Origin of the sequence: Amycolatopsis sp. NPDC058278 (assembly GCF_042881395.1) — a bacterium.
Lineage (GTDB): Bacteria > Actinomycetota > Actinomycetes > Mycobacteriales > Pseudonocardiaceae > Amycolatopsis.
The window spans coordinates 66,505-76,249 of sequence record NZ_JBHVXZ010000042.1; the positions used below are offsets into that span (position 1 = coordinate 66,505).

General features: G+C 72.2%; 10 protein-coding genes. 6 read left to right on the forward strand and 4 right to left on the reverse strand.

Annotated elements, in window-relative coordinates:
• The first annotated feature begins 84 nt into the window (after nt 1-84).
• Genes ACFVYA_RS22735 through ACFVYA_RS22745 form a run of 3 tightly spaced genes read left to right on the forward strand, consistent with a single transcriptional unit; the run spans nt 85 to nt 2,347 of the window.
• Nucleotides 85-579 carry a YbaB/EbfC family nucleoid-associated protein gene (locus ACFVYA_RS22735; RefSeq protein ID WP_387047665.1) on the forward strand — a complete coding sequence of 165 codons (495 nt, stop codon included), beginning with the start codon at nt 85-87 and terminating at the stop codon, nt 577-579.
• The gene (locus tag ACFVYA_RS22740; RefSeq protein WP_387047666.1) at nt 576-890 is read left to right on the forward strand and encodes a hypothetical protein; all 315 of its coding nucleotides are present in this window, start codon (nt 576-578) and stop codon (nt 888-890) included. The genes ACFVYA_RS22735 and ACFVYA_RS22740 overlap by 4 nt, the downstream gene beginning before the upstream one ends.
• Entirely contained in the window at nt 890-2,347 is a 1,458-nt protein-coding gene (locus tag ACFVYA_RS22745; protein WP_387047669.1) for a hypothetical protein, read from the forward strand. Before ACFVYA_RS22740 ends, ACFVYA_RS22745 begins: the two co-directional genes overlap by 1 nt.
• On the opposite strand, the gene ACFVYA_RS22750 is transcribed toward ACFVYA_RS22745, so the two are convergent.
• Nucleotides 2,344-3,204, reverse strand: a complete 861-nt coding sequence (locus tag ACFVYA_RS22750) for an SDR family NAD(P)-dependent oxidoreductase (RefSeq protein ID WP_387047671.1) — start codon at nt 3,202-3,204, stop codon at nt 2,344-2,346. The genes ACFVYA_RS22745 and ACFVYA_RS22750 overlap by 4 nt on opposite strands.
• Before the next feature lie 31 nt (nt 3,205-3,235).
• Between ACFVYA_RS22750 and ACFVYA_RS22755 the strand changes: the two genes are divergently transcribed.
• Nucleotides 3,236-3,859: a TetR/AcrR family transcriptional regulator gene (locus tag ACFVYA_RS22755; protein ID WP_387047672.1), complete on the forward strand. Its 624-nt coding sequence runs from the start codon at nt 3,236-3,238 to the stop codon at nt 3,857-3,859.
• Nucleotides 3,860-3,922: 63 nt separating this feature from the next.
• Nucleotides 3,923-4,753, forward strand: coding sequence for an alpha/beta fold hydrolase (locus ACFVYA_RS22760; protein WP_387047674.1), 831 nt, complete (start codon nt 3,923-3,925; stop codon nt 4,751-4,753).
• Here the strand turns inward: ACFVYA_RS22760 and ACFVYA_RS22765 are convergent.
• Entirely contained in the window at nt 4,740-5,111 is a 372-nt protein-coding gene (locus tag ACFVYA_RS22765; protein WP_285993139.1) for a DUF742 domain-containing protein, read from the reverse strand. The genes ACFVYA_RS22760 and ACFVYA_RS22765 overlap by 14 nt on opposite strands.
• A gap of 145 nt (nt 5,112-5,256) precedes the next feature.
• Nucleotides 5,257-5,412, reverse strand: coding sequence for a hypothetical protein (locus tag ACFVYA_RS22770; RefSeq protein ID WP_387047675.1), 156 nt, complete (start codon nt 5,410-5,412; stop codon nt 5,257-5,259).
• Nucleotides 5,413-5,529: 117 nt separating this feature from the next.
• Here ACFVYA_RS22770 and ACFVYA_RS22775 point away from each other — a divergent pair, with 117 nt between their 5' ends.
• On the forward strand, nt 5,530-8,319 hold the full coding sequence (locus ACFVYA_RS22775) for a tetratricopeptide repeat protein (RefSeq protein WP_387047677.1): 2,790 nt from the start codon (nt 5,530-5,532) through the stop codon (nt 8,317-8,319).
• Nucleotides 8,320-8,336: 17 nt separating this feature from the next.
• On the opposite strand, the gene ACFVYA_RS22780 is transcribed toward ACFVYA_RS22775, so the two are convergent.
• Nucleotides 8,337-9,698, reverse strand: coding sequence for an NAD-dependent succinate-semialdehyde dehydrogenase (locus ACFVYA_RS22780; RefSeq protein ID WP_387047687.1), 1,362 nt, complete (start codon nt 9,696-9,698; stop codon nt 8,337-8,339).
• Between the last annotated feature and the right edge of the window lie 47 nt (nt 9,699-9,745).

Here is a 9,745-nt window from a genome sequence, read left to right on the forward strand (position 1 = left end):
AACACCGGATGACCATCCGGTGTGCGCTAACCTGCCGCTCATGGGATCCGGTCGCGTGGGCCGGCGCGTCGAGGAGCCGATTTCGTGCAACCGAACCTGGGGCCAGGCGAAGACTTCCAGCTCCTGCTCGAACGGCAGGTCCGGGAGATGCAGTCGAAGGCCGCGGCGCTGAACGAGGCGCTTTCCGCCGCCGGGGCGACGGTCCGCACCCGCGACGGCTCGGTCACCGTGACGCTCGCCCCGAACGGCGCGCTCACGAACCTCGAGCTCGGGCACCGGGCGTGCGAGCTGGGCCCGACGCGGCTGACCGCGGCGATCATGGGCGCGGTGCGGGACGCGCAGCGCCAGACCGCCCGCGCCGTCGCGGATTCCTTCGCCACCATCAACGGCGACGGCGAGTCGACCGAAATGGTCCGGTCCTTCCTGCCGCCGGACCCGCCGCCGGACGGCGACTTCGCGGCGCCGGAGAGCGCCGAGACCACCCCGCCGCCTCCGCCCGCTCCGCCGTCGCCGCCGTCCGCGCCGCGGCGGCGCCCCTCGGCCGACGACCGTCCCGACGACGAATCGAACCCCTGGTGACCGGGGGTGGCTTCCGCGTCTCGTCGGAGCCGCTGGCGGAGTTCGGCAGGCACCTCGACGAGCTGCAGAAGAACCTCCAGGGCACCGCGGACCTCGTCGGCGGCATGGTCTGCGACCCCGGCATGTTCGGCATCAACCCGGCGTGCCAGCTGATGGCCGCCGGCGCGAGCACCTGGACCGACAAGGCGCACCACCAGTTCGGGGAGTACGCCAAGACCGTCGGCGAGCTCGCCGACAAGGTCACCGAGGCCGCGAAGCGCTACCAGTCGGGCGAAGAAGACGCCGTGAACTCGATCGTGAGGTTCGGATAGTGGGCGACGACTACCAGAGCAAGGACGTCAGCCTCCACGGTTCCGAACTGTTCAACGACGACAACCGTTCGGCGGGCGCGGGCTTCTTCGAGGCCGCGACCGGACTGGACAAGGCCGTCAAGGAGAACGACCAGGTCGCGATCGGCATCGGCGCGGCGGGCATGGCGCTGGAGACGATCGGCCTGGTGCTGGACCCGATCGGCAGCCTGCTGACGGCCGGGATCGGCTGGCTCATCGAGCACATCACGATCCTGCGGTGGCCGCTGGACATCCTGATGGGCGACCCCATCGGCATCGCGGCGGCCAGCGAGGCGCTCACGGCGGAGAAGAAGAAGCTGGAGCAGTGGTCGGCCGACCACCAGCGGGCGCTCGACACGCTGATGAAGGACTGGAGCGGGCAGGCCGCGGACCAGTTCAAGAAGGACATGGACGCGGTCACCGAGCAGCTGGGTTCCCTCGGCGGCTACCTCGACCAGGCCGGCAAGAACATGAAGATCGCCGGCGGCATCGTCGGGGCGTTCCGCGGCATCCTCCGCGACCTGATCGCGATGCTCCTGGCGACGATCATCAAGGGCGCCCTGATCGCGGCGGCCCTGGCCCCGGTGACGTTCGGGGCATCGATCGCGATCTTCATCGGCACGACGATCGGCACGGTGGCGACGGCACTGGGCAAGATCGGCGCGAAGCTGGCCCAGCTGGCCAAGAAGCTGGGCGACCTGCTGCAGGCGCTGACGAAGATGGGCAAGGCGGGCGACGACCTGGCGGCGGCCAAGCCCCCGGCGAGCAGCCTGACGCCGGCGCCCACCCCGAAGCCGGACGCCACACCGGCACCGAAGCCGGAACCCAAACCGGACCCCAAGCCTTCGTCGGCGACTCCGGAGCCGAAGCCCGAGCCCAAGCCGGACACCACACCCTCGTCGGCCACCCCCGAGCCGAAACCCGAACCCAAGCCGGAGCCCGCGCCGTCGTCCTCCTCGACGACCCCGGAACCCAAGCCCGAGCCCAAGCCGGACACCACACCGGAACCCAAGCCCGAGCCGAAACCGGAACCCGCGCCCTCGTCCTCCTCGACAACTCCGGAACCCAAGCCCGAGCCCAAGCCGGACACCACACCCGAGCCCAAGCCCGACCCCGCGCCTTCTTCGGCTGCCCCGGAACCCAAGCCGCACAAGCCGTTCACCGACCAGATGACCGATGTCATCAAGACCAAGCTGTCCCAAATGGACGGTGTGACGCCCGAGATCATGCAGAAGTTCGACAAGATCAGCAACTTCTCCGTGCACGAGCTCGGCAAGCTCTTCGGCAAGGAGGGCGCCGAAAAGTTCGAGTCGGCCATCAAGGTGATGACCGACCCGTGGTTCGGCAAGTCGGGCCTGGCCGGCAAGACCGTGGTCGACATGATCAAGGGGGTGCCCGCCAGCGTCGGCAACGTCACCGGCGGGGACGACGACTCCTAACCCAGCGGCTCGAGGCCGGTCAGCGCCACGCTTTCCGTCCACAGCCGGGCGGCGGCCGCGTCGTCGGTCAGGTTGGCCCACCGCTGTTCGAGCCGCGGCCGGCCGCGCAGGCCGAACACGCGCGGGCCCCACAGCCCGCCGCCCTCGACGTCCGGGCCGAGCACCGCGCGCACCGCGGGCCGCGCCCCGGCGTCCTTGCCGTGCAACACCACCCGCGCCGGGAGGCCGCGCAGGAACGCACCGGTCGTGCGCGTGTGCACCGGCGGCCGTGACGGTGTCAGCGCATCGAGCGCGCCGCCGGGGTGGGCGAGCACACTGAGCCGCGAAGAGCCCGCCGCCCGCAGGCGCCGGTCGAGTTCGAGCGCGAACAGCATCTGGGCCAGCTTGGACCGCTCGTACGCGCGCTTCGGGTGGTAGTCACGCTCGCTCTGGAGGTCGGCGAAGTCGAGGTGAGCCGACTTCGCCGCGAAGCTGCCCGTGGTGACGATCCGGGCGGCCGGCGCCAGCACCGGCCACAGCCGGGCGATCAGGGCGAAGTGGCCGAGGTGGTTGGTGCCGAACATCAGCTCGTGCCCGTCCGCGGTTTCCCGCCGTGGCGGGGCATCGAGGGCCACGCCGGCGTTGCACAGGACGGCGTCCAGCACACCCACGTCCGGTTCGAGCGAGCCGAGGTCGGCCAGGTCCAGCCGGACGTGCTCCACCTTCGCCTGCGGGACCCGCGAGCGGATCGACTCGGTCGCGGCCCGCGCCTTGACCGGGTCGCGGCTGCCGATCACCACTTCCGCGCCCGCCGAAGCCAGCTGCGCGGCGGCGAAGTAGCCGATCCCCGCATTGCCCCCGGTCACCAATACCCGCATCGAGGCCCCTCCCCGTGCCAAGCTGTCCTTCGTGGACAACGCTACCGACGAACCGGCCCGGCCCGGCTACCGGCGCTCGGCCGGGTCGCCCCGTGGCGAGGCCCGGCGCCGGGAACTGCTGGCCAAGATCACCGACGACGTCGCCGAGACCGGGCTCGTCGACTTCTCGCTGCGGCGGGCCGCCCGGGCGGCGGGGACGACGCACAAGGTGCTGCTCTACCACTTCGAAGGCGCCGAAGACCTGCTGCGGCAGGTGGTCTTCGCGTTGCGCGAACGGCGGATCGGCAACGCGCTGACGGCCGTCGCCGCCGAGTCGCCGACGCTCACCGGCCGGGTCCGGGCCGCCTGGGCCAGCCTCCGCGACGAGGAGACGCAGCTGCGGCGCGTCCTCGACCAGGCGATGGGCCTGGCGATGTACGACCCGGGCCGGTACGCCGCGCTCGGCCGGGGCGCGTCCCAGCAGTACCTGCCGACGCTGGTGTCGTTCTGCCCGGCGCACTGGCCGGAGCGGCGCAAGCTCGAAGTCGCCGAGATGATCCTCGCGACGCTGCGGGGTTTCCTCGTCGACCTGCTGACCAGCCCGGACGGTGACGGCGCGGAAGCCGGCGTCGCGGCGTTGCTGCGGGCGGTCGAACGGGAGGAAGCGGCGCCCTGATCCTCGACAGTTTGCGAACCACGTGGTTCACTTCTGCCCAGGGGACATCACTGGGAGGCTGACATGCAGGTCGAGCTGTCCGCGGGCACCGTCGAGTACACCGACACGGGCGGGGCGGGCCCGGCCGTGGTCTTCGTCCACGGCCTGCTGATGGACGGCTCGCTGTGGGACGCCCCGCTGACCGGCCTCGACGGCATCCGGTGCGTCGTCCCGACGCTGCCCCTGGGCGCCCACCGGCATCCGATGCGGGACGACGCCGACCTGTCGCTGCCCGGCCTCGCGCGGCTGCTCGCGGAGTTCCTGGAGCGTCTCGACCTGCGGGACGTCACCCTGGTCGGCGTCGACACCGGCGGCGCGCTGGTGCAGCTGCTCATGGCGGACGACGCGCCGCGGGTCAGCCGCGTCGTGCTCGCGTCCTGCGACGCGTTCGACAACTTCCCGCCCGGCCTCACCGGCAAAACCCTGTTCCTGACCGGGAAACTCTCGCCGCGCCTGTTCGGGGCGTTCATGCAGCAGATGCGGCTGCGCGCGGTGCGCCGGCTCCCGATCGCCTTCGGGTGGCTGACGAAACGCGGCGACGCCGTCACGGCCCGCTGGATCCGGCCGCTGCTGAGCCAGCCCGGCATCCGCCGCGACACGGTCCGCGTCCTGCGTTCGGCGGCCGCCGCGCCGGACATCCTGCTGGAGGCGGCCGAGCGGCTGCCGGGCTTCGACCGGCCGGCGCTGGTCGTCTGGGCCACCGAGGACCGCGTGATGCCCCTCGAGCACGGCCGGCGGCTGGCCGCCCTGCTCCCCCAGGGAAAGCTCGTCGAAGTGGCCGACAGCTACACGCTGCTGCCGCTCGACCAGCCGGCGGAGTTCGCGCGGCTGGTCCGGGGGTTCACAGCCGGCTGAGTCCGTGCAGGATGCGCTTCATCAGGTCCATGCTCGGCCGGTTGCCGTTGCCCCGCTTCGCGGTGTGCACGGCGACGAGGCCGCGGTCGGCGAGGTCGGAGAGCAGCACCCGCGCGACCCCGAGCGGCAGCCGCCGCCGCGCGGCCACCTCGGCCACCGACTGCGAAGTGCGGCACAGCACGCAGATTTCCGACTCTTCGGGCGTGCTGCCCCGCGTCATGGCCCGCCCCCGCGCGGTGGTCGAGACGAGCGTCTCGACGGGGAGGTCCCGCGTCGGGCGCGTCCGGCCATGGGTGCGGAAGTACGGACGGACGAGCCCCGCCGCTCCTCCGTCTTCGAGCGCGGTCCCCCAGTGCACAGCCAGCTCCTCACGGCGATTAATCCTTGTAGGCGATTATTCGACACCGTGATCGACTCCACCGCAATCGACCGAACAGGCTAACGGACGGTAAACTGCACGTCAGGGCGACACCGTTGAACGACACCACTCCGCCGGGCGAAGGTCATCCAGCGGGGTTATCAGAGTTCTGACAACACGGCCGCTTCCGCGCCTTCCGGGCGCGGGCCAGCAGGCGCGTCATCCGCCGCCACCACCGGGCGGCGGCGAACTCCTGCTGGACCTCGGCCATGCGTACGCGGAGGTAGGTGTCGGTGATCATCTCGGCTCCCCTGGTCGTCCGTGCCGCCACGGTGCGCCGGGGCCATTGGGAAAACCTTGCCCGGACCTTGCCCGCGGGACGCCGATCCGCTACGCCTGAGGCAGGGAGGGACCGGTCGTGGTGGAACTGCGGGTGCTGGGCGCCGTCGAGGTCGTGGCCGGTGGCGCCCGGCTCGACATCGGGCACGCGCGGCAGCGTGACGTGCTGGCGGTGCTGCTCCTCGACGCCGGCCGGGCGGTCCCGGTCGACCGGCTCGTCGACCGGGTGTGGGGCGAACGGCCACCGCGGCGGCCGAGGAACTCGCTGTACGCGTACGTCTCGCGGCTGCGTGCGCTGCTGAGCGCGTTGGACGGCGTGACGATCGAGCGCGAGCGTGACGGCTACCGCCTCGTCGCCGATCCGCTGGTGGTGGACGTCCACCGGTTCGAAAGCCTCCTCCGGCGGGCGAGGACGACGACGGACGACCACGCCGCGCTCGCGCTGTACGACGAGGCCTTGGCGCTTTGGCGGGGAACGCCGCTCAGCGAGCTGGACTCGCCGTGGGTGCACGGTGTCCGCGGCGAGCTGGAGCGCAAGCGCGAGGCGGCCCTGCTCGACCGCGACGACCTCCGGCTGCGCACCGGCGCCCACGCCGCCGTGCTCGCCCAGCCCGTCCCGGACGGCGTCAGCGGCGAACGGGCGGCGGCGCAGCGGATCGAAGCGCTGTTCCTCGACGGCCGCCCGGCCGACGCGCTGCGCGAGTACGAACAGGTCCGGGCCCGCCTGGCGGACGAGCTCGGCGCCGACCCGGGCCCGCGGCTGCGCGGCCTGCACGAACGCATCCTGACCGGCGGCGGCACCGGTCCGGAACCGCGGCAGCTCCCGGCTGCGGCACCCGCGTTCTCCGGGCGCACCGCCGAACTGGCGGCCCTCGACCGGATGCTGGCCCGTGACGGCGCCGTCGCGGTGATCTCCGGCGCGGGCGGTCTCGGGAAGACGTGGCTGGCCGTGCGGTGGGCGACCGACCACGCGAGCCGGTTCCCCGACGGCCAGTTGTACGCCGACCTGCGCGGCTTCGACCCGGTCCGCGAACCGGTGCCCGCCGAGCGCGCCGTCCGCGGCTTCCTCGGCGCGCTGGGCGTCGCGCCGGCGTCGATCCCGCCGGAGCCGGACGGGCAGGCGGCGCTGTACCGCAGCCTCACGGCCCGCTGGCGGCTGCTCGTGGTGCTCGACAACGCGCGGGACACCCGGCACGTGACGCCGTTGCTGCCCGGCGGGCCGTCCTGTTCGGTCCTCGTCACCAGCCGGCACGAGCTCGGCGGCCTGCTCACCACGCACGGCGCGAGCGCGCTGCCACTGCGCACGCTCGACGAAGAGCAGGCGCGGGAGCTGCTCGCGCACAAGCTGGGCGCGGCCCGGCTGGCCGAAGAACCCGAGGCGGCGCAGGAGATCCTCGGCCTGTGCGGCGGACTGGCCCTGGCGTTGGCGATCGTCGCCGCGCGCGTCGCGGCCCAGCCGCAGCGGCGGCTCGCCGCGCTGGCCGCCGAGCTGCGCGAAAGCCGGCTGGACGCCCTGGACACCGGGGAGCTGGCCGCGAGCCTGCGGGCGGTGTTCGACGCCTCCTACCGGTCTCTCCCGCCGGCCGCGGCCGCCGCGTTCCGCCTCCTCGGCCTGGTCCCCGCCGAAGACATCGGCCGCGCGGCCGCGACGGCCCTGCTCGGGGACGCCCGGGCCGTGCGGGTGCTGTGCGCGGCCAACCTCCTGGAGGAGCACCAGCCGGGCCGCTTCCGGATGCACGACCTGGTCAAGCTCTACGCCGCCGAGCTGGTGGCGGCCGACGACCCCGCCGTCCGGCTCGCGGCGTCGACCCGGCTGTTCGACCACTACCTGAGCTGGGCGTCGGCGGCGATGGACCGGTTCTCGCCGCACGAGCCGTACTTGCGCCCGCCCGTGGCCGGGCCACGCCCTTCTTTCGCGTCCGGCGAGGCCGCGCGGGCGTGGCTGGACGCCGAGCGGGCGACGATGCTGGCGTTGGCGGCGAGTGCCCCGGAGGCACTGGCGGGGCACGTGGTCCGCCTGTCGGCGACGCTCTGGCGGTATCTCTACATCGCAGCGCACCACTACGAAGCACTCGCCCTGCACACGACCGCGCTGGCGCTGACGCGTCCCGGCACGCGCGAACGGGGATTCGCCGACCAGGCCGTCGGCATGACCTTGAACTTCCTCGGCCGCTTCGACGCGGCCGCCGAGCACCTCGAGCAGGCTCTGTCGCTGGCGTTGCAGCAAGGGAACGACCTGCTGGAAAGCATGACCCGCAACAGCATCGCCACGATCGAAGACATCCGCGGCCGCCGCCCGGAGGCCCGCGAGCAGCTCGACCTGGCCCTCGCGGCGGCGCGCCGGACGGGGCACGCGCTGCTGGAGGGAATAGCGCTGTGCAACATCGGAGAACACCACCGCTGGTGCGGCAACCACGTGAAGGCGGTGGAGTACCTGCGGCAAAGCGGCCGCATCGCCGAGAACCTCGGCTCAGCGGGTTTGGGCGCCCCGGTGCTGGCGGCGCTGGGCAGCGCGTATGCGGGTTTGGGCCGCCCGAAGCAAGCCGACGACCACTTCCGCCGCGCGTTGGAGTTCGCCCGCACGGGCGGCAACACGAACCTGGAGGTCACCGCCCTCAACGACCTGGCGGCGACGAAGACGGGGGACGAGGCGATTTCGTTGTACGAGAAGGCGTTGGCGCTGACCCGCCGGACTGGTCACCTCCGTGAACGCGCCATCGCCCAGCACGGTTTGGGGGTGGCCCACCGGGCTGCCGGGAACCATCTTGAGGCAACTTCCCACCTGGAAGCGGCGTTGGTCGCGTATGCGGAGTTGAGGGCGCCGGAGGCCGAGGAGGTGCGCGCCCTGCTCGGCGAGTCCGAGGGATGACTCGCCGCTGAAGCGGGTCAGAGGCGTATCGGCTTCTTGTTCATGAATTCCTCGATCCCCAGCGCCCCGAGCTCCCGGCCCATCCCTGACCGCTTGATCCCGCCGAACGGCAGGTCCGCCTCCGAGCCTCCCGACTTGTTCACGTACACCATCCCCGCCTCGATCCCCCGTGCCACGCGGGCCGCGCGGGCTCGGTCGGCTGCGAACACGCTCGCACCCAAACCAAAAGGCGTGTCGTTCGCCAGCGCCACCGCTTCCTCCTCCGTCTCCGCTCGGAACAGCAACGCCACCGGGCCGAAGATCTCCTCGTGGTACGCCGCCATCTGCGGGGTCACGTCCGTCAAGACCGTCGCCTCCACGTACGCGCCCGGGCCCGGGATGCGGTGGCCGCCCGCGCGCAGCGTTGCTCCTTCGCGGATCGCCGTCTCTATCTGGGCCGCCACCTCTTCCGCCGCTGCCGTCGAGGCCAGCGGGGGCAGCGTTGTCGACGGGTCTGCCGGGTCGCCCGGGACGTAGTACTCCGTCACGCGCTTGGCGAACCGGTCGGTGAACTCCTCGTACAGCTCGCCCAGCACGATGATGCGCTTCGGCGCGTTGCACGACTGGCCGCAGTTGCGCATCCGGGCCGTCGCCGTGATCTTGACCGTCTCGTCCAGGTCGTCGGTGTCCAGCACGATCAGCGGGTCCGAGCCGCCCAGTTCCAGGACGCACTTCTTGAGGTTCCGCCCGGCTTCGGCCGCCACTGAGATGCCCGCCTGCTCGCTGCCGGTCAGCGACACCCCCGCGAGGCGCGGATCCGCCAGCATCCACGGCACCTGACGGCTCGACGCGAACACGTTCACGTACGCGTCCGCCGGCACACCGGCGTCCCGCAACACCGACTCGATGGCGACCGCCGAGCGCGGGCAGATCGACGCGTGCTTGAGCAGGATCGTGTTGCCCAGCACCAGGTTCGGCGCCACGAACCGGGCGACCTGGTAACACGGGAAGTTCCACGGCATCACGCCCAGCAGCGCCCCGATCGGCTCCTTCGTCAGCACCGCCTCGCCGCCGCGGATCGCCAAGGGCTCGTCCGCCAGCAGGTCCGGGCCGCGCTCGCCGTAGTACCGGAAGATGTCGGCGACGACACCCACTTCGCCGCGGCCTTCGTTGATCCGCTTGCCCATCTCCGCCGTCATGATCGCCGCGAGCTCGTCCGCGCGCTCGGCGAACAGCTCCCCCGCCCGAAGCACGATGGCCGCGCGTTCGGCGACCGGCCGGGCCCGCCAGGCCGCGTACCCGCGGTGCACCCGGTCGATCGCGCCGCGGACCTCCTCGTCGGCCGCGTTCGGGATTTCGTCGACCAGCTCGCCCGTCGCCGGGTTGGTGACTGTGTACAAAGCGGCCTCCTTCATCAGGCTACTGGATACTGTATACACCATGTGAG

Excerpts from the sequence above, each read along its gene's own strand:
- ACFVYA_RS22750 (WP_387047671.1), bottom strand. The coding sequence starts at position 3,204 with ATGCGGGTATTGGTGACCGGGGGCAATGCGGGGATCGGCTACTTCGCC.
- ACFVYA_RS22760 (WP_387047674.1), top strand. The coding sequence starts at position 3,923 with ATGCAGGTCGAGCTGTCCGCGGGCACCGTCGAGTACACCGACACGGGC.
- ACFVYA_RS22770 (WP_387047675.1), bottom strand. The coding sequence starts at position 5,412 with ATGATCACCGACACCTACCTCCGCGTACGCATGGCCGAGGTCCAGCAG.